16 protein-coding genes are annotated in these 19,100 nt (G+C 73.0%); 3 read left to right on the forward strand and 13 right to left on the reverse strand.

Annotated elements, in window-relative coordinates; genetic code table 11:
* Window positions 1-25: 25 nt before the first annotated feature.
* The 5 genes from ACIBK1_RS25705 to mraZ all read right to left on the reverse strand — a co-directional run bounded on the left by ACIBK1_RS25705 (window position 26) and on the right by mraZ (window position 6,781).
* Window positions 26-1,597, reverse strand: coding sequence for a UDP-N-acetylmuramoyl-L-alanyl-D-glutamate--2,6-diaminopimelate ligase (locus tag ACIBK1_RS25705; RefSeq protein ID WP_076432457.1), 1,572 nt, complete (start codon window positions 1,595-1,597; stop codon window positions 26-28).
* Between the two features lie 79 nt (window positions 1,598-1,676).
* On the reverse strand, window positions 1,677-3,407 hold the full coding sequence (locus ACIBK1_RS25710; RefSeq protein ID WP_036407146.1) for a peptidoglycan D,D-transpeptidase FtsI family protein: 1,731 nt from the start codon (window positions 3,405-3,407) through the stop codon (window positions 1,677-1,679).
* A gap of 959 nt (window positions 3,408-4,366) precedes the next feature.
* Window positions 4,367-5,146, reverse strand: a complete 780-nt coding sequence (locus ACIBK1_RS25715) for a hypothetical protein (protein ID WP_156080970.1) — start codon at window positions 5,144-5,146, stop codon at window positions 4,367-4,369.
* Entirely contained in the window at window positions 5,143-6,066 is a 924-nt protein-coding gene (gene rsmH / locus ACIBK1_RS25720) for a 16S rRNA (cytosine(1402)-N(4))-methyltransferase RsmH (protein ID WP_396738228.1), read from the reverse strand. Before rsmH ends, ACIBK1_RS25715 begins: the two co-directional genes overlap by 4 nt.
* Before the next feature lie 283 nt (window positions 6,067-6,349).
* Window positions 6,350-6,781: a division/cell wall cluster transcriptional repressor MraZ gene (gene mraZ, locus ACIBK1_RS25725; protein ID WP_030509042.1), complete on the reverse strand. Its 432-nt coding sequence runs from the start codon at window positions 6,779-6,781 to the stop codon at window positions 6,350-6,352.
* Between the two features lie 499 nt (window positions 6,782-7,280).
* Here mraZ and ACIBK1_RS25730 point away from each other — a divergent pair, with 499 nt between their 5' ends.
* From ACIBK1_RS25730 to ACIBK1_RS25740, 3 genes are all read left to right on the forward strand, one after another.
* Complete coding sequence (locus tag ACIBK1_RS25730) at window positions 7,281-8,261, forward strand: AAA family ATPase (RefSeq protein WP_396738231.1); 981 nt, start codon at window positions 7,281-7,283, stop codon at window positions 8,259-8,261.
* Between the two features lie 77 nt (window positions 8,262-8,338).
* A complete protein-coding gene (locus ACIBK1_RS25735; protein WP_030509040.1) occupies window positions 8,339-9,595 on the forward strand; it encodes a DUF58 domain-containing protein in 1,257 nt (418 codons plus the stop codon).
* A 35-nt stretch (window positions 9,596-9,630) separates the two neighbouring features.
* Window positions 9,631-12,075, forward strand: a complete 2,445-nt coding sequence (locus ACIBK1_RS25740) for a DUF3488 and transglutaminase-like domain-containing protein (RefSeq protein WP_063754633.1) — start codon at window positions 9,631-9,633, stop codon at window positions 12,073-12,075.
* Between the two features lie 119 nt (window positions 12,076-12,194).
* Here ACIBK1_RS25740 and ACIBK1_RS25745 read toward each other — a convergent pair whose 3' ends face one another.
* From ACIBK1_RS25745 to ACIBK1_RS25780, 8 genes are all read right to left on the reverse strand, one after another.
* A complete protein-coding gene (locus ACIBK1_RS25745; RefSeq protein WP_030509038.1) occupies window positions 12,195-12,572 on the reverse strand; it encodes a DUF3040 domain-containing protein in 378 nt (125 codons plus the stop codon).
* Between the two features lie 147 nt (window positions 12,573-12,719).
* Window positions 12,720-13,964: a DNA polymerase IV gene (locus ACIBK1_RS25750; protein WP_396738234.1), complete on the reverse strand. Its 1,245-nt coding sequence runs from the start codon at window positions 13,962-13,964 to the stop codon at window positions 12,720-12,722.
* A 42-nt stretch (window positions 13,965-14,006) separates the two neighbouring features.
* Entirely contained in the window at window positions 14,007-14,729 is a 723-nt protein-coding gene (locus ACIBK1_RS25755) for a methyltransferase domain-containing protein (RefSeq protein ID WP_030509036.1), read from the reverse strand.
* A 114-nt stretch (window positions 14,730-14,843) separates the two neighbouring features.
* A complete protein-coding gene (gene nusB / locus ACIBK1_RS25760; RefSeq protein WP_030509035.1) occupies window positions 14,844-15,254 on the reverse strand; it encodes a transcription antitermination factor NusB in 411 nt (136 codons plus the stop codon).
* A gap of 1 nt (window position 15,255) precedes the next feature.
* Complete coding sequence (gene efp / locus ACIBK1_RS25765; RefSeq protein ID WP_030509034.1) at window positions 15,256-15,816, reverse strand: elongation factor P; 561 nt, start codon at window positions 15,814-15,816, stop codon at window positions 15,256-15,258.
* A 25-nt stretch (window positions 15,817-15,841) separates the two neighbouring features.
* A complete protein-coding gene (locus tag ACIBK1_RS25770; RefSeq protein ID WP_396738237.1) occupies window positions 15,842-16,903 on the reverse strand; it encodes an aminopeptidase P family protein in 1,062 nt (353 codons plus the stop codon).
* 255 nt (window positions 16,904-17,158) lie between these two features.
* On the reverse strand, window positions 17,159-18,193 hold the full coding sequence (locus ACIBK1_RS25775; protein ID WP_030509032.1) for an LLM class F420-dependent oxidoreductase: 1,035 nt from the start codon (window positions 18,191-18,193) through the stop codon (window positions 17,159-17,161).
* Between the two features lie 95 nt (window positions 18,194-18,288).
* Window positions 18,289-19,089 carry an SAM-dependent methyltransferase gene (locus tag ACIBK1_RS25780; protein WP_030509031.1) on the reverse strand — a complete coding sequence of 267 codons (801 nt, stop codon included), beginning with the start codon at window positions 19,087-19,089 and terminating at the stop codon, window positions 18,289-18,291.
* Window positions 19,090-19,100: the final 11 nt, after the last annotated feature.

The following is a 19,100-nucleotide window of genomic DNA, read 5'->3' on the forward strand; positions in this document are numbered from 1 at the left end:
CGCCAGGGCACGGCCCGGCCTCGGCTCACGCATCGGCGGCCTCTCGCGCCGCCCGCCGTGCCCCGCTCCGCTCGGCGACGGCCGCGGCGGCCACCTCACGGTCGTCGAAGGGAATGACCTCGCCCCCGACATACTGCCCCTGCTCGTGCCCCTTGCCGGCCACAACTACCACATCTCCGGGCACCGCACCGCCGATCGCCAGACGGATGGCGGCCGCCCTGTCCGGCTCCACGACCACGTGGGCCCGCTCCTCGATAGGTACCCGCAGCGCGCCCTCCAGCATCGCGGCGAGGATCGCGAGCGGGTCCTCCGTCCGAGGATTGTCGCTGGTGAACACGGCGAGGTCGGCGAGGCGGACGGCGGCCTCGCCCATCATCGGGCGCTTGCCGCGGTCGCGGTCGCCGCCGCAGCCCAGCACGATCACCAGGCGGCCTCCCGGCCCGTCGTCCAGCACGGCGCGCAGCGAGCGCAGGACCGACTCCACCGCGCCCGGCTTGTGCGCGTAGTCCACGATCACCTGGACGTCGTCCGCGCCCGGCACCCGCTCCATCCGACCCGGTACGCCGCCGAACTCGCCGACGCCGGTCACCGCGGCCTGCAGCGGGACCCCGGCCTCCACCAGCGCCACCAGCGCGCCGAGCGTGTTGGCCACGTTGAACGGGCCGGGCAGGGCCACCGACACATCGGCCTCGACCCCGCCGGGGCCGACCAGGCGGAACGTGCTGCCCGCGGAGCCGAGGCGCACGTCCTCGGCGCGCCAGTCGGCCTCCGGCGCCCCGGTGGCGGAGAACGTGGTGATCGGGATCTTGGCCGTCGCGGCCAGCTCCCGTCCGTGGGCGTCGTCGACGTTCACCACGCCCGCCCGGCTGAACTCGGGGGTGAACAGCCGCGCCTTGGCCGCGAAGTAGTCGTCCAGGTCGCGGTGGAAGTCCAGGTGGTCCTGCGAGAGGTTGGTGAAGATCGACACGTCGTAGAACAGGCCGTCCACGCGGCCGAGGGCCAGGGCGTGGCTGGAGACCTCCATGGCCGCCGCGCTCACGCCCCGCTCGCGCATCAGCGCGAACAGCCCCTGCAGGTCGGTCGCCTCGGGGGTGGTGAGCTCGGGGACGAACCGCACGTCGCCCGCGCGGATCTCCACGCCGCCGACCAGGCCGGTGCGGTGGCCCGCCGCCCGCAGGCCCGCCTCCAGCAGGAACGTCGAGGTGGACTTGCCGCTGGTGCCGGTGACGCCGATGAGCGTGATGCCGGCCGCGGGCTTGCCGTACACCCAGGCGGCGACCTGCCCGAGCACCGCCCTCGGATCGGGCACGACGAGCACCGGCAACCCGGTGGCGACAGCCCGGTCGCGGCCGTCGGCGTCGGTCAGGATCGCCGTCGCGCCCGACGCCAGAGCGTCGGCGGCGAACTCCGCGCCGTGCCGGGCCTTCCCGGGCGCGGCCACGTACAGGTCGCCGCGCCGCACCCGGCGCGAGTCGAGGGTGATGCCGGTGACCGTGCCGCGCACCGCCCGCGCTCCTGGGGACGGGACGGCCGACGACGTGCCGAGCAGGGACGCCAGGGCGGACAGCGGACGGGCCTGGGCGGCCTCTGGACGCATGGACGACGGGGAACGCACGGCGAGAGCGTACCCCTCTCCGTCGCCCGTCCCGGCCACTCCGGCTCCGGTCACGCCGCCGTCACTCCGACGGGCGAAGGACCATCGCGGGCGCCTTCGTGCCGGTCGGCGGGATCTTCCTGTTCTTCAACGCGAAAGTCATGACGTCCTTGAACACCGGGGCGGCGACGGAGCCGCCGTAGTGGTCCTTCTTCGGGTCCTGGATGACCGCCAGGGCCATCAGCCGGGGCTGGTCCGCGGGGGTGAAACCGACGAACGTGGCGGTGTACCCGCAGTATCCCGCGCACTTCTCGTCGTACCGCATGGCGGTGCCGGTCTTGCCCGCGACACGGTAGCCCTCGATGGAGGCCTCCTCTCCAGTGCCCTCGTGGCCCACCACGGCCTCCAGCATGAGCGCGATCTTGTTTGCGGTGGTCTGGCTGATCACCCGGGTGCCCTTGGCCGGGGGGCTGGGGACGAACGCGCCGTGCGCGTCGGTGGTGCCCGCCACGATCGAGGGGGTCATCCGCACTCCGCCGTTGGCGATCGTCTGGTAGACGCTGGCCATCTGCAGCGCGGTGACCGAGATGCCCTGGCCGTAGGCGATCGTACAGCGCTGACTGCCCGACCACGTCTGCCACTGGGGCAGCAGGCCGGCCTGCTCGCCGGGGACCCCGGATCCGCTGCGCGCGCCGAATCCGAAGGACCGGAACATGTCGTACAGCCGCTGGCTGGGGATCTTCTCCGATACCATGATCGTGCCCACGTTGCTCGACTCGGCGAGGATCCCGGTGAACGTCAGCGGCTCCGGCTTGTGCGGGTGGGCGTCCTTGAGCTGCTGGTCGGCGCACTGGATATGGTCGGGCACGCGGAAGACGGTCTCGGGGGTGACCGCGCCCGCCTCCATCGCCGCCGCGGCCGTGATCACCTTGTTGGTGCTGCCTGGCTCGAACACCTCCGACACGGCCCGGTTGGTGCGCTCATCCGCCGGGGCCGACTGCCAGTCGTTGAGGTCGGCCTGGGGCGCGTTCGCCATGGCGAGGATCTGCCCGGTCCGCACGTCCATGACGATCACGCTGCCGCTGCGGGCCCGGCTCTCGCGGACCTGCCGGTCGAGCGCCTGCTCCGCGGCCCACTGGAGGTCCCTGTCGATGGTCAGGCGGACGTCCCGGCCCGGCACCGGCGCCTCGCGCTGGCTGCGCGTCATGGGGATGCGCTGCCGGTTCGCGCCGAGCTCGACGCTCTGCTTGCCGTCCTTGCCCGCCAGGATGTCGTCGTACGCGCTCTCCAGGCCCTCCAGGCCCCTGCCGTCGACGCCGACGAAGCCGAGCAGGCCGCCCGCGAGCGAGCCTCCGGGATAGAGGCGGCGGTAGGTCTCCTTCGCGCCCACGCCCTTGAGCTCGAAGCCCATGATGCGCTTGGCCCGCGGCGGCTCGACGTCGCGGGCGAGCGGGATGTACCGCTGGGTGGTCTTGGCCAGCGCGGCCGCGATCTCCTCCTTGGGCTTGTTCAGCTCCCGCGCCAGCGTGGTGGCGACCAGGTCGCGTTTGGCCGGGTCGACGTCCTTGGGGTCGACGTAGATCTCCCTGGCCTCGACCGTCACGGCGAGGTCGTGGCCTCCGGCGTCGGTGATCGAGCCGCGCTTCGCCGGCAGGGTCTCGGGTCGCACGCGCTGCTCGGCGGCCCTCGCCTGCAGCACCTTGGAGTCGAACCCCTGGAGCTGGACCAACCGGCCGGCGAACAGCGACAGCACGATCGCCATCACCACCAGCGCCGCCCGCAGCCGCCGGGCGGGGTTGCCCAGCCGGAGCACGGCGGGCGGACGCGGCGGGCCCGGCGGGCCCGGCGGGCCCGAGAAACGCTGCGAGCCCGGCAACCACTGCGGGCCGGAGGGGCGCTGCGGGCCCGAGGAACGCTGAGGACCGGAGGGGCGCTGCGAGCCGGCAGGGCGCGGCGGGGCGCCGCCGGCGCGGGAACGGCCCCCGCCGGTGCCGCCTGTCCCGCCGGGTGCTCCCTGCGTGGACGGCCTCGGCGTGGAGGGCCGTGGCGCGCCGGACCTGCCCGGAGCGCCTCCCGTCGGGGGAACACCGTCTCCGGTCGTTCCCGATGTCCCCGGGACGCCGGGTCTGCCGGAAACGCCGGGCTTTCCGGGAGCGCCTGACTTTCCGGGGGACTTTCCCGAAGCGCCGGGTTTTCCGGAGACATCTGGCTTTCCGGAGACGCCGGGCCTTCCCGAGGAGCCGGGCCTTCCTGGGGCGCCGGACTTTCCTGAGACACCGGGCTTTCCGGAGACGCCGGGCCTTCCCGAGGAGCCGGACTTTCCGGAAGCGCCGGGACGCGGATCGCCGGCGGCCGCGGCGCGTGGGCGGCCGGGGGCGCCGGACGCGCCTCCTCGCCCGCCATGACCCGGCACGCCGCTGCGCGGCCCGCCGGTGCGCCGGCCGGGCGACTCGCCGCCACGGCCGTTCCTGATGTCGTCGCGCCCGCCCGTGGCGTCGCGAGCACCGTCCGCCCGGCCGCCGCCCCGGCCGCCGCCCTGGCCGCCTCCGCCTTCCGGAGCTCCTCCGGTCCGGCCGCGCCGGGACGGGCCGCCCGTCGCGTCGTCGCGTCCGGGGTCGGCAGGACGACCGGGACGGCCCGGCCTCGGCGGCCCGTCCTGGCGGGACGGCCGCCCCGGGGAGCCCGGGCTCCTCCTGTCACCGCCCGGGCCCTGGCCACCGCCTCGCCCGTTGGGACCCCCGCGGCCGGGACCCGGGTTCCGGCCGCTGTCTCTCACCGGTCCGTGCCCTCCTTCTGGGCCTGCTCCTGCGTCGCCGCGCCGCCTCCCGCGTCGATGAACTTCGGCGGGGACGCGTCGGGTTCGAGTCCCTGCGCCGCGGCCTGCTCCTTCACCGCGTTCGGCTGCGTCCACTGGCGGAGCTGGTTCTCCTGCTCCGCGGCCTGCTCGTGCAGCTCGTCGATGCTCGACTGCAGGTCGCTCAGCCTGAACGAGTCCTGCGAGAGGACCACGTTCAGCAGCAGGAGGGTCACCAGGCCACCGCACATGAGGCCCACGACGAGCAGCACGAAGGGCGCACGCGGCGGCCGCCGGAACGCCCGCCGCGCCATTGTGGCACGCGCGGTCGCCGCCGGCCGGGTTTCCGAACCACCGCGCCGGACGCGCCGCGGAGCGGGCGCGACCTCGGTGAGGCCGCGGGCCTCACGGGACGGCGCGGGACGGGTGGCCGTGCGCGATGTGGGCGTGCGGGACGCGGCCGTACGCGATGCGGCCGTGCCGGAAGTGGCGGGGGCGGCCGTACGCGCCCGGGAGCCGTCGCGATTCGGGGCCGCGACGGATCCCGCGGACGCCGCCGCGCCGCCGCGGGGGGCCGGGACCGCCTCACGCGCTCGGGCGTCGCCTGTCGTGGGCGCGCCGGGACGGACGCGGCGCTTGTCCGGAGCGGCGACGGCCTCGTCCGCCGTCGCGGCGGTCCGGCCCGGCGTGCGGCCGGGCACGCGGGGCGGCGCGGCCGTGCGCCCGGCCGTCCTCCTGCTCTCCTGCTCTGTCCTCATCCCTCGCGGATCCTCTCTGCCGCCCGCAAGCGGGCCGAGGCCGCCCGCGGATTGCGGGCCACCTCCTCGTCGTCCGGGAGCTCCGCTCCCCTCGTCAGAAGGCGGAACCGGGGCTGGTGAGCCTCCAGGGGGACCGGCAGCCCGGGGGGGCTGGTGTCCCTGGTTCGCGCCACGAGAACCTGCTTGGTGAGCCGGTCCTCAAGGGAGTGGTAGGCGAGCACGACCACGCGCCCGCCCAGCGTCAGCGCGCCGAGCGCGGCGGGGAGCGCGTGCTCGAGCGCCGACAGCTCTCCGTTCACCTCGATGCGCAGCGCCTGGAACGTTCTCTTGGCCGGGTTGCCTCCGGTCCGCCTCGTGGCGGCGGGTATCGCCGCGCGGACCAGATCGGCAAGCCGTTTCGTGCTGATGATGGGGTCCTTGGCGCGCTCCTTCACGATGAGGTTCGCGACGCGTGCCGCGAAGCGCTCCTCGCCGTAGTCGCGCAGGATGCGGGTGAGGTCCGCGGCGGAGTAGGTGTTCACCACAACCTCGGCGGTGAGCTCCTGCTCGCGGTCCATCCGCATGTCGAGGGGGGCGTCGTAGGAATAGGCGAAACCGCGCTCGGCCTCGTCGAGCTGAGGGGAGGACACGCCGAGGTCGAACAGCGCGGCGTTCACGCGGGGCCGTCCGGCGTCACGGAGCACGTCGGCAAGTTCGTCGGAGACGGCGCGCACGAGGGTGATCCGGTCCGCGTACGGCGCGAGCCTGGCGGTGGAGCGCTCGATGGCGGTGGGGTCGCGGTCGATGCCGACGAGGTGGAGGGAGGGGTGGGCGGCCAGAAGCGCCTCGGCGTGGCCGCCGAGACCGAGGTTGGCGTCCACGGCCACCGGGTCCGGTCCGGACAACGCCGGAGCGAGCAACTCCAGCACGCGATCGAGCATGACCGGAACGTGACCACCCGGCTGACCGGGCTCTTGCGACAACGCTTCCAACCCCCATTTACGCCGCAGTACTCGCGGATTCGCGGCTGTGCCGCCGGTGACTACCCAACGGACCCCCACCCATGCCGGTTCCCGGGGAACCGACCCGTCCGGCCAGGTCCCCATCCGCGTCGCCGGCCGTGGCGTCTGACACCGGGGAAGGTGCATCAGCTGCCACATGGGAGCGGGTGGAGACCTCGCCGAACGTCACCGACGGGTCAATTGATCAAAAGAATGGACCGATCTACAGAATCCCGGGCAGCACCTCCTCCGACAGATCGGAGAATGCCTGCTCCTGGGTCTCCAGGTAGGTGTCCCATGCCTGGGCGTCCCAGATCTCCAGTCGCGTGTTGGCGCCGATCACGACGCAGTCACGTTCCAGCCCGGCGTACCGCCGCAGCGTCTGGGGAATCGTGATGCGTCCCTGCTTGTCCGGTACCTCGTCGGACGCGCTGGCGAAGAAGACACGGCTGTAGTCGCGGACCGCCTTCGCCGTCACCGGAGCGGTACGCAGGGCCTCGGTGATGCGCTGGAACTCCTCTACGGGGAAGACGTAGAGGCAGCGCTCCTGGCCTTTGGTGATCACCAGACCCTCCGCCAGCTCCTCGCGATACTTCGCCGGCAGGAACAGCCGTCCTTTGTCGTCGAGGCGCGGGTGGTGGGTGCCGAGGAACACCGGACCCACCTCCTGTGCCTTGCGGAGCGCTCAGCGCTATAGCCCCTGCCCTCCACTGCGCACCACCATACTCCACTTCTCCCCACCGTCAACTGATTCTGAACGTGTCGGCATTCAAAATCGGCGGCGTTTTCGCAGGTGAAATGGGGTGGGTCGGAGTGGGGCGCGGCGGCGCCCCCACCCCTTGCGCGGGCGTGTCGGGCATCACGGAAACCCCGGCACGTACGGGGTTCCCGGCGGCGGCGGGAGCCCGGTGGAGGAACTCGGTGGGGGGAAGTGGAGCGTGCCGGGGCGCCGCGGCTTCACGTGTCACGGGATGTCACGGGATTCGGACGAACGCGCCACGTGACCGTGAAGGGATGCCACAACACTGTGGGCAGTTCACCCGGATTTCCGGACAAAGTCGCCCCAGAACCAGAGGGGACATAGGGTCGGTACACAGAATGGAAAAGGAACGTATAACGCCCCATTCTCGGGGACGCACCCTCATGGAGGCCTGGTGGCAGTAACTCCCGACGTCACCGATGCTTCAGCCCGGCTCGAGGATCTGATCGACACCGCCCACCGGATCCGCAACTCGATCGAATCAGTGATCGAGGGCAAGAGCGACGTCGTCCGCCTTACTATCACCGTGCTCCTGGCGGAGGGCCACCTGCTGATCGAGGACGTGCCCGGCGTGGGCAAGACGATGCTCGCCAAGGCCTTGGCGCGCTCTATCGACTGCCCGGTCAAGCGCGTCCAGTTCACCCCCGACCTGCTGCCGAGCGACATCACCGGTGTCAGCGCGTACAACCAGCAGACGCGGGAGTTCGAGTTCAAGCCCGGACCGGTCTTCGCCAACATCGTCGTCGGCGACGAGATCAACCGCGCCTCGCCCAAGACGCAGTCCGCCCTCCTTGAGTGCATGGAGGAGCACCAGGTCACGGTCGACGGCGTGACCTACGCGCTGGAGTCGCCGTTCATGGTCATCGCGACCCAGAACCCGATCGAGATGGAGGGCACCTATCCCCTCCCCGAGGCGCAGCGCGACCGCTTCACCGCCAAGATCGCCATGGGATACCCGGAAACGGCCGCCGAGCTGGAGATGCTCGACGTGCACGGCGCCTCACAGCCGCTGGACAAGATGGAGGCGGTGGCGACCACGACCGAGGTGGCCGCGCTGATCCAGGCCGTGCGCGCGGTCTACGTCTCCCAGCCGGTCAAGCGCTACGCCGTCGACCTGGTCTCGGCCACCAGGCACTCCCCCGACCTGCGGCTCGGCGCCTCCCCGCGTGCCACCCTTCATCTGGTGCGCAGCGCGCGGGCCCACGCCGCGCTGTCCGGCCGCGACTACGTGATCCCGGACGACCTGCAGGACCTGGCCGTCCCCGTGCTGGCGCACCGCCTGCTGCCCAGCCTGGAGGCGCAGGGGCAGCGCCGCCACCCCGAACAGCTCGTCGGCGAGCTGGTGCGGCGCGTCCCGGTCCCCGACGCCAAGTAGCGGACGCGAGTGAGCAGGGTGCGAGTGGGGCCGGTGCGCGCCCGGCGATGTGACAGTGAGCAAGTGACGGAGGGCCCATGATCGGGCTGAAGGCTCTGACCCCGCGAGGACGCTCGTTCCTCGCCTCGGGCGTGGCGGCCCTGCTGTGCGCCCTCGTCCTCGGCGAGCAGGACCTGCTGCGCGTGTCCGTGCTGATCATCGCGATGCCGTTGATCGCGTCGCTGGTCGTGGCCCGCACGCGTTACCGGCTGGCCTGCGCCAGACGGCTCACCCCGGCGCGGGTGCAGGCCGGCGAGGAGACCACGGTCACCCTGCGGCTGGAGAACGTCACCCGGCTGCCCACCGGACTGCTGCTGGTGGAGGACACCCTGCAGTACGCGCTGGGCACGCGGCCGAGGTTCGTCCTCGACCGGATGGAGTCGCGCGGCGTCCGGGAGATCGACTACAAGGTGAGCTCGGACCTGCGCGGGCGCTTCCCGATCGGGCCGCTCTCGGTGCGGATCGCCGACCCGTTCGGGCTGGTCGAGCTGGCCCGCTCGTTCACCATCACCGACACGCTCGTGGTCACGCCCGAGGTGGTGCCGCTGCCGCCGGTGCGCCTTTCCGGCGAGTACAGCGGCGGCGGCGACAGCCGTACGCGGTCGGTCGCGGCGGCGGGCGACGACGACGTGGCGCCCCGCGAGTACCGGCAGGGCGACGACCTGCGCCGGGTCCACTGGCGCTCGACCGCGCGGCACGGCGAGCTGATGGTCAGGCGCGAGGAGCAGGAGTGGCAGAGCAGGGGCGCGCTGCTGCTCGACACCCGCAGGCACGCCCACCGGGGCGAGGGGCCGCGCTCGTCGTTCGAGGTCGCGGTCTCCGCCGCCGCGTCCATCGGCGTGCACCTGTCCGCGGAGGGGCTCGCCCTGCGCCTGGTCACCGATCAGGGCGCGCGGCACGTGGTGGACACCGGCCAGTCGTGGTCGCTGCTCGACACCCTCGCCGTCGTCCGGCCGAGCACGGCGCGCTCACTGGAACACGGCGTCGGCGCGCTGCGCCAGGGCGGCGGTGAAGGGCTGATCATCGCGGTCCTCGGGGCGCTCGACCCCGAGGAGGCCCGGACTCTCGCCCAGCTCAGGCACTCGGGCGTGACCGCCGTCGCGATCCTGCTCGATCTCGCCTCCTGGGACCGCGCTTCCGGGCACGGGGCCTCCTGGGACGCCGTCGCCGAGGAGAACGCGCGAGCCGCGCGGTCGATCCTGACCGGTGCGGGGTGGCGGGTGCTCGACCTGCCCGCGGGCGCCTCGCTCGCCGGCGTATGGCCGGAGGCCGGAAACAAGAGGAGCGCGGCCTGAGCCGGCCGCTCCGGCGGGACGGAAGGTAGGAAGCAATGAAACTGCCGGTTGCGGCAGGGCTGGCCACGGCGGCCGTCACGATCACGCTCTACCCGCTCTTCGAGGGCGGCACCTGGTTCTGGTCCTGCCTGGGGGCGATCCTCGTCACCACCGTGGCCGGGGCGGTGGCCTCTCACCTGGGCGCCCGCCCGTGGGTGGCGCCCGCCGTGACACCCGTGGCGGTCCTGCTCTACCTGACGCTCGTCTTCACGCCGGACGAGGCGTGGCTGCGCATCATCCCGACCAAGGACTCGCTCGCCGGGCTGGCCGAGCTGATCGGCTCCGGGTTCGACGACATCCAACGGTACGCCGCCCCGGTGCCGGACAACGCCGGCATCATGCTGCTCACCACGGCGGGCGTGGCGCTGATCGCCCTGCTCGTGGACGTCCTCGCGGTGCGGCTGCGCCGGGCGGCGCTGGCCGGGCTGCCGCTGCTCGCCCTGTTCACCGTGCCCGCGGCGGTGATCACGGAGCCGATCGGGTGGATCGCGTTCGTCGTCGCGGCGTTCGGTTACGTCGGCCTGCTCGTCGCCGACGGGCGGGAGCGCCTGAGCCGCTGGGGCCGGGCCGTCGTGGTGCGCCGTTCCGCCGGCTCCGCGCGCGGCGCCGCTCCCGACACCGAGCGGCTCGCCCTGTCGGGCAAGCGCATCGGCGTGACGGCGATCGCGCTGGCGGTCCTGGTGCCCGCGGTGCTGCCCGCCCTCTCCCCCGATCCGCTGTTCGGCTTCGGCGTGGGCAACGGCCTCGGCGGGGGCGGCGGCAACATCGGCATCCCCGACGCCATCGCCAAGCTCGGCGGCCAGCTCAGGCAGCAGCGCAACGCGACCGTGCTCACCTACACCAGCAGCGACAACGTGCCGCGCTACCTGCGGATCTACTCTCTCGACATCTTCGACGGGACGAAGTGGACGCTGGCCCCGCTGCGCGGACGCCCGGAGGACCGCGTGTCGGAGGGGCCGCTGCCGCCCGCTCCCGGGCTCCGGCCCGGGGTGTCGGTGAAGCGCGCCGAGATGCGGGTCACGATGAGCGATGAGATCGACAAGCTCAACTTCCTGCCGCTGCCGTACCCGGCCAGGCAGGTCGACGCGGACGGCGACTGGCGCGCGGACCGGTCCTCGCTCATGGTCTTCTCCACCGATGACGAGGCGGCCGGGCTGGACTATCGGGTGGTGACCGAGGAGCCCGATCCCACCGTGACCGAGCTGCGCACGGCGGTGACCCTCCCGGAGAGCGACCGCTACCTGCAACTGCCCGACGGGATCGACCCCCGGGTGGCCGCCCTCGCGCGCCAGGTCACCGCCGACGCCGCCACGCCGTACGAGGCCGCGGTCGCGCTGCAGGAGTGGTTCACCCGCGACGGCCGGTTCACCTACGACGTGCGCGCGTCCGGATCGGGCGCGCAGGCGCTGTCCCGCTTCCTGCTGCGCGACCGCACCGGTTACTGCGAGCAGTTCGCCGGGGCGATGGCCGTGATGGCGCGCCTGCTCAACATCCCGGCGCGGGTGTCGATCGGATACACGGGCGGCACCAAGATCGGCGACGAGTGGACGGTCCGCACCCACGACGCCCACGCCTGGCCGGAGCTGTTCTTCGACGGAATCGGCTGGCTGCGGTTCGAGCCCACCCCCGCCGGGGCCGCCGGGCAGGGCACGGCCCAGGTGCCGCTGTACTCGCTGCCCGTCACGCCGACGGACGATCCCACGGCGAACCCGTCCGACGGGCCGTCGGCGAACGAGGAGGACGACGGCGACCAGAGCGCGGGGCCGGCCCGGCCGAACCCGCGCCAGCTCGACCGCGACCTCGACGGCACGGCCATCGCGGCCGACCCGGGCACGCCCGTGCCCGTCAAGATCGGCATCGGCGCCGCCGCCGCGCTCGCGCTGCTGTTGCTGCCCGCCGCCGCGCGGCTCGCGATGCGCCGCAGGCGCCTTCGCCGGATCACGCGGACGGCGACGGGAGGCCACGCGGCCTGGGCCGAGCTGCGCGACATGCTCACGGACCTGGGGATGGCCGGGGAGCCGAGCGAGACGCCGCGCGCGCTCGGCCGCAGGATCGGCGAGCGATACGCGCTCGGGCCGCAGGCCGCCGAGTCACTCACCCGCGTCGTCACGTCCGAGGAACGGCTCAGGTACGCTCCCACGCCCTCGGCGTCGGGGCCCGCACCGGCGGACCTGCACCGGATCAGGCGCGATCTGGCGTCGAAGACCTCACGGTGGCGGCGCCTGGGGGCCGTGTTCGCCCCGATGTCCGTCCTGCTGCGGGTGCGGGCGGCCGGCGAGGGCGCGCTCGACGTGTTCGACCGGCTGGAGGGACTGCGGCCCCGGCTCTGGCGGGCGCGGCCCGATGGAACGCGAACGGCCACGCCGGAGCGCCCGGGCGACGCCCGGGCCGGAGCGGGCGACCTCGACCGGGAGCGGACCCTCACCGGCTCCCGCCGCTGATCGGCCGGCCCCCGGCGGCCGCTCGTCAGACGAGAGGGGCCGGGGGCGCCGGTCGCCGCAGACGACTCGGTGGGCCCGGGAAGCGGGCCCACCGGCGGTGGCTCGGATTCAGACGGGGATCAGTGCTCGTCGTGGCGGCGGCGCCAGCGCTCTTCCATGCGCTCCATGAAGCTCTGGCGCTGGGGGCGGCGGCCGCGGCTGCGGGTCGGCGGGGAGTCACCGAACCCGTTCATACGCTTCCAGCTCGACAGGCCCCACAGGCAGGTGGCCAGCATGACCACGAAGCCGGCGGCACCGAGCCAGATCTGGGCCGCGACGACGCCGACCATCAGCAGGACCACGCCGAGTGCGAAGCCTATGGAGGCCTTCACCAGGCGGCGCTTGTAGTGGCTGCGCGGATCGCTGATCCGTACGGTGTTCGCCCACTTCGGGTCCTCGGCATAGAGGGCCTGCTCGATCTGGTCGAGCAAGCGCTGCTCGTGCTCAGACAGCGGCACGGCGCCTCCCAAGGACGGCCCCATTCAGGGGAAGACGGCAACGGACGACACGGGGTGTCCGAACCTCGCGGTCGGTTATCCCCAGAATACGAGGCCTCAGACGTAGGCGAAAGAAAACGTCCAACGCGGTCCAAACCGGAGGTGACGTCATAGACCTATTGGACCAAACGGACGCCGAACAAGCGATGCCGGCTTCACCGCGTCCGGGCCGAAACGGCGAGCCGCCCGGTCCATGGCCTGTTCGGCCTCCCGCCAGCCGGTCTCCCGCTCCCCCAGGCCCAGCTGACGCGTCGCCGCGGCGGCCGGGATCAGGTTCTCCACACGCATGCCGACCAGCCGCAACCGCACCCGCTCCAGCCCGGCGGCCTCGTAGAGCTCGCATGATGTGTCGAAAATCTCCTTCGCGACGTCGGTCGCCTCGCGCAGCGTACGCGACCGGGTGATGGTCGTGAAGTCGGATCGACGGAGTTTGACGCTGACCGTGCGGCCGACGTGCCCACCGGCCCGCAGGCGTGCGGCCACCCGCTCCGACAGTCGCAGCAGCTCACGCCTGATCGTCTCGGGGTCGTCGACGTCGTGCGGGAACGTCTCCTCGTTGCCGATGCTCTTGTCGGGCGCGTGCGGCACCACCCGGCGTTCGTCGCGCCCCCAGGCCAGGGCCGCAAGGTGCGCGCCGACGGCGCCGAACTCGCGCTGGAGCGTCGCCGCCGGCACCTGGGCCAGGTCTCCCACGGTGCGGATGCCGAGCCGTACGAGGGCCTGCTCGGTGCGCTCTCCCACGCCCCACAGGGCGGCGACGGGCAGCGGGTGCAGGAACTCCACGACCCGGTCGGCCGGGACCACCAGCAGGCCGTCCGGCTTGCACTGGCGCGAGGCGAGCTTGGCCACGAACTTCGTGCTCGCCACCCCCACCGAGCAGGTGATGCCGAAGCGCTCGGCCACCTGGGCGCGGATCATCGCGGCGATGTCGGCGGGGCTGCCGAGCCTGCGGCGGGCCCCGCCGACGTCGAGGAACGCCTCGTCGGAGGCGATCGGCTCCACTTCGGGGGTGATCGCCTTGAAGATCTCCATCACGCCGCGGGACACCTCGGCGTACGCGGCGTGGCGGGGCGGGATGACCGTGGCCTGCGGGCAGATGCGCCGGGCCCGGGTCATCGGCATCGCCGAGTGGACCCCGAACCTGCGGGCCTCGTAGGTGGCGCTCAGCACGACCCCGCGCGCGCCGGTGGCGCCGACGATGACCGGGGTGCCCCGCAGCTCCGGACGGTCGAGCAGCTCGACGCTGGCGTAGAAGGCGTCCATGTCCACGTGCAGGATGGGGCAGCCGCTGTCGTCGACCGGCCCGTCCGGCGGTGGCGACGGATCCCGAGGCAGCAGCTGGTTCCGGGACATGAGGTCACCCTACCCGACCACCGCGCTATCCGAACGTCTTTTCTACTGGCGGTAGGCGATGACGTGGATCTGGGTGGCGACGTCGCGGAGCACGGGATGGGTCGCCGCCGCCCGCTCCAGCGCGACGAGGCCCTCGGGGTCGCCCTCGGCCAGCATGCCCGGGACGAGGTCCGCGAAGATCCGCACGCCGTGCACCTCGCCGACGGTGAACCCGGCGCCCGCGAGCAGCGCGCCCAGCGTCTCGCGGGAGAAGCGGCGCGGCGTGGGGTCGCGGTCGCCCCAGCGGCCCGCCGGGTCCGACAGCACCCGGCGCGCCTCGTCGAAGTGACCGGCCAGCGAGCGGTGGACGGCGGCGGCGACCGAGTTGGCGGCCAGCACGCTCACCACGCCGCCCGGCCGCAGGATGCCGCCGACCGCGCCCAGCGCCCCCGCCGGGTCCTCGACGTACTCCAGCACGCTGTGGCACAGCACCAGGTCGGCGCTGCCGGGCTCCAGCAGGTCGCCGAGGTCGGCGGCGTCGCCCTGCAGGCCCTTCACGCCGACGCCCGTCTCGGCGGCGCGGCGCTCCAGCGCGGCCAGCGAGTCGGGGGTCGGGTCGACCACGGTCACGGCGTGCCCGAGCGTGGCCAGCGGCACGGCGAAACCGCCCGTGCCGCCGCCGGCGTCGACGATGTCGAGCGTGTCGCGCCCGGTGGCGGCCGTCCGCTCGGCCAGGAGCGCGCGCAGCGCCTCCCAGACGACGGCGCGGCGTGTGGCGTCACGCACTTACGGCCTCCCTATCGGGCCTGACGGAGCTGTCGGGCCTCTCGGAGCTGTCGGCCTCCCGGAACCGCCGCAGCCGCGGGAGCTGCCGGGCCGCCGGACCGAGGGGCCGTGGGGTCAGAGCGAAAGCGAGGGCTTGAGCTGCTTGAAGCGGGCCAGCAGCCCGTTGACGAACTGCGGCGACTCGTCGGTCGACAGCTCCGCGGCCAGGTGCACCCACTCGCTGATGACCACGCCCTCCGGAACCTCCTCCGACCACAGCATCTCGTAGGTCCCGCCCCGCAGGACGTTGCGGTCCACGGCCGGCATGCGCTCCAGGGTCCAGCCCTCGGCGTACGTCGAGATCAGCTCGTCGATGCGGTCCAGGTGCCGGACCACGCCCTCGACGAGGAAGGAGGTGTACTCGTTGACCGGCGGGTCGGCCCGCTCCACCCGCTCGGCGAGCACGTTGAGCGGGCTGAGCTGCCGGGCCTCGGCCTCGAAGAGAATGTCCAGCGCGCGGCGGCGGGCCTTCCCCCGAGCCGACACGTCAGGCCCGACCGAGGTACTCGCCGGTGCGAGTGTCGACCTTGACCTTCTCGCCGGTCGTGATGAAGAGCGGGACCTTGATCTCGGCGCCGGTCTCCAGGGTGGCGGGCTTGGTGCCGCCGGTGGAGCGGTCGCCCTGCAGGCCCGGGTCGGTGTGCGAGATCGTCAGCTCCGCGGCCGCCGGGAGGTCGACGTACAGCGGGTTGCCCTCGTTGAAGGCGATGGTCGCGGTCGTGTTCTCCAGCATGTAGTTGGCCGCGCTGCCCACCACGTCACGCGGGATGTTGACCATGTCGTAGGTCTCGGTGTCCATGAACACGAAGTCGTCGCCGTCGAGGTAGGAGTACTGCATGTCGCGCTTGTCGACGTTCGCCACGTCGACCTTCACGCCGGCGTTGAAGGTCTTGTCGACGACCTTCCCGGACAGGATGTTCTTGAGCTTGGTGCGGACGAACGCACCGCCCTTACCCGGCTTGACGTGCTGGAACTCGACAACGGTCCACAGCTCCCCACCGTCGAGCTTGAGCACGAGTCCGTTCTTCAGGTCGTTCGTCGTCGCCACGTAGCGTCTCCCGCGTGCGGCTGCCCTACAGGACGAGCAGCTCCTTGGTCGTCAGTGTGAGAAGCTCCGGCCCGTCACCACGCGTCACCAGCGTGTCCTCGATGCGCACACCGCCCCTGCCCGGGAGATAGACCCCCGGCTCGACGGTGATCGGAACTCGATCCTCTAGTCTACCGGTCCTGCCAGGGCCCAGGAACGGCAGCTCGTGGATCTCCAGTCCGACTCCGTGACCCAGTCCGTGGCCGAACCGCTCGGCGTGACCCGCCTCCGCGATCACCTCGCGCGCCGCCGCGTCCACCTCGTGCGCCGTCGCCCCCGCCCGTACGGCGTGGCGGCCCGCGCGCTGGGCCTGCCGTACGAGGTCGTGGAGGTCACGCTGCCAGGGGGCGGGCGGGCCCACCGCGACCGTGCGGGTCATGTCCGCGTGGTAGCCGTCGTAGCGGGCGCCGAAGTCCATGGTCACCAGGTCGCCCCGCTCGACCTGCCGGTCGGAGGGCGAGTGGTGCGGGATCGAGCCGTTGGGGCCGCTCGCCACGATGGAGTCGAAGGCCGGCTTGTCGGCGCCGAGCTCGACCATGACGGCCTCCAGCCACCGGGCGATCTCCCGCTCGGTGACGCCGGGGGCGATGCGCCCCAGGACCGCGGAGAACGCCTCGTCGGTGATCGCGCAGGCGCGCCGCAGCGCGGCGATCTCCCCCTCGTCCTTCACGGCTCTGACGGCCTCCACGAGGCCGCCGACCGGATGGAGGCCGGCGTGCTCGGCGGTCAGCCGCTGGAACAGCCCCACCGGCATGTGGTCGGCCTCCACCGCGACCCGCGCCGCGCCGAGCACGCGGCCGAGCAGGACCCCCGCGACGTCGCGGTCCTCGATCACCTCGACGCCCGAGCACACCGCCTGGGCCGTCTCCAGGTAGCGCGAGTCGGTGGCGAGCGCGGCCTCACCCGTCGCGGTGACGAGCACGGCGGCGTTGGAACTGCTCAGGCCGGTCAGATAGCGGACGTTGACCGGCCAGGTGACCAGAGCGGCGGCCGCGTCGTGCCCGGGGAGCGCCGCGGCCAGCCGCGCGCGGCGAGTTTCGTACGTCACGCCCGGACTCTACGCCCGCACGGCGCACTCACACGCCGCGGCCGGGGCGTCCCGCGCCGCGCCGCCCACTCGGGCGGCGCGGCGGCGCGGGACGGCGCGGGGCGACGGCGCGGGACGGCGCGGGACGGCGCGGGGCGACGGCGCGGGACGGCGCGGGGCGACGGCGCGGGACGGCGCGGGGCGACGGCGCGGGACGGCGCGGGGCGACGGCGCGGGAGGGCGCGGGGCGACGGTTGCCCGCGCCGGCCGGACGGCTCAGGCCGCCATGTCCCTGATCTTCTCGATGAGCCGCACACGCTCCTCGTGGGTGTGGGCCACGGGGGCGACGTTGAGCGTGGTCACCCCGGCCTCTCGCAGCGCGGCCAGCCGCTCCCGCACGTGGCCCTCCGGGCCGACCAGCGAGACGCGCTCCAGCAGCTCCCTCGGCACCAGCGCCTCGGCCTCCTTCTTTTTGCCCTCCAGGTAGAGGTCCTGGATCTGCTCGGCCTCCTTCTCGTAGCCGTAGCGGCGGGCGAGGTCGTTGTAGAAGTTCCTGCCCTTGGCGCCCATGCCTCCGATGTAGAGGGCGGCCATGGATCGACCCAGCTCAAGCACGCCGTCGACGTCGTCGCCGATCGCGAGCACGGCCTGCGCGACCACGTCCAGCTCGCCGAGGGCGGGATCCCTGCGCTCGCGACCGGCGGCCAGCGAGGGGCCCCACACCTCGCCGGCCTTCTCCGGCATGTAGAAGATCGGCTCCCAGCCCTCGGCCAGCTCGGCGGCGAGCTCCACGTTCTTCGGCCCGATGGCGGCGATCACGATCGGGATGCGCTCGCGCACGGGGTGGTTGATCAGCTTGAGCGGCTTGCCAAGGCCGGTGCCGCCCTCCAGAGGCAGCGTGTAGTGCTTGCCGGAGTACTCCAGCCGCTCGCGCCGCCAGACCGTGCGGCAGATCTCGATCACCTCGCGGGTGCGGCCGAGCGGCGCGGTGTACGGCACGCCGTGGAAGCCCTCGATCACCTGCGGGCCGGAGGCGCCGAGGCCGAGCGTGAACCGCCCGTCGGAGACGTAGTCGAGGCCGGCGGCCGTCATGGCCAGCAGGGCCGGCGTACGGGAGTAGATCGGCAGGATGCCCGAGGCGATCTGCAGCCGCTCGGTCCTCGCCGCGATGTAGCCGAGCTGGCTGACGGCGTCGAAGCTGTACGCCTCGGCCACGAACACGATGTCGAGCCCGGCCTTCTCGTAGTCGGCCAGCTCGGCGACGGTCTCCTTGAAGCCCCCCGAGTAGTTGAGGGCCATCCCGATCCGCATCCGCTTCGTCCTTCCGCGCGTGAACCAGCCAGTAACCGAATGATGTTCCGTACTCGGGTCCCAAGGCTAGCCAGATGGAGCGGCCGTGACCACCGTCAGGGGCGGCGGCCGACGCCTCCGAGCACCGGCAGGAAGCCGCCGCGCAACGGCAGCGCGTCGAGCTCGGGGCGCCACTCGTTCAGCGGCACCGCGCCCGGCCCGACCATGTCGAACCCGTCGAAGAACCGGGCGATGCGCGCCGCCGGCCTGGCCTCGAAGGGCGCGTTGGCCCTGCCGTACACGCCGCCCGCCGCGGCCATCGCCTCCGGTATGGGGTCGGAGCAGGCGTGCGAGATGACGACGTGGCTCCCGGAGGGAAGCACTTCGCGGTAGGCCGCCACGATCCCCTCCGGGTCCTCCTCGTCCGGCACGAAGTGGAGGCAGGCCACCAGCAGCAGCGCGACGGGCCGGTCGAAGGTGAGACCGGCCGCCGACGCCGCGGCGACGATCTCCTCGGGTCTGCGCAGGTCGCCCTCCAGGAAGCGCACCCGCGGATCGCCCTCCAGCAGGGCCCGCGCGTGCGCCGCCACCACCGCGTCGTTGTCCACGTACGTCACGAGCGAGTCGGGGGCCTCCTTCAGCGCGATCTCGTGGACGTTGCCCTGCGTCGGCAGCCCGGCGCCGAGGTCGAGGAACTGGCGGATGCCGCACTCGGCCGCCAGGTAGCGCACGGCCCGGCCGAGGAACGCGCGGTTCTCCCGAACGGCCTCCCGTACGTGCCCCTCGGACAGCTCGATGATCCGCTCGGCCGCCGCCCGGTCGGCCGGGAAGTGGTTCTTGCCGCCCAGGTAGTAGTCGTACATGCGGGCGACGTTGGGCTGAGTGACGTCGAACCCGCCGGGCGCCTGCTCCGTCATGACAACGCTCC

Source organism: Microbispora rosea, assembly GCF_044460045.1.
Lineage (GTDB): Bacteria > Actinomycetota > Actinomycetes > Streptosporangiales > Streptosporangiaceae > Microbispora > Microbispora rosea.

Coding starts and splice junctions, on each gene's coding strand:
- rsmH (WP_396738228.1), bottom strand. CDS start 6,066: ATGCTCGATCGCGTGCTGGAGTTGCTCGCTCCGGCGTTGTCCGGACCG.
- ACIBK1_RS25780 (WP_030509031.1), bottom strand. CDS start 19,089: ATGACGGAGCAGGCGCCCGGCGGGTTCGACGTCACTCAGCCCAACGTC.
- ACIBK1_RS25740 (WP_063754633.1), top strand. CDS start 9,631: ATGAAACTGCCGGTTGCGGCAGGGCTGGCCACGGCGGCCGTCACGATC.
- ACIBK1_RS25705 (WP_076432457.1), bottom strand. CDS start 1,597: ATGCGTCCAGAGGCCGCCCAGGCCCGTCCGCTGTCCGCCCTGGCGTCC.
- ACIBK1_RS25715 (WP_156080970.1), bottom strand. CDS start 5,146: ATGAGGACAGAGCAGGAGAGCAGGAGGACGGCCGGGCGCACGGCCGCG.
- ACIBK1_RS25735 (WP_030509040.1), top strand. CDS start 8,339: ATGATCGGGCTGAAGGCTCTGACCCCGCGAGGACGCTCGTTCCTCGCC.
- ACIBK1_RS25750 (WP_396738234.1), bottom strand. CDS start 13,964: ATGTCCCGGAACCAGCTGCTGCCTCGGGATCCGTCGCCACCGCCGGAC.
- ACIBK1_RS25775 (WP_030509032.1), bottom strand. CDS start 18,193: ATGCGGATCGGGATGGCCCTCAACTACTCGGGGGGCTTCAAGGAGACC.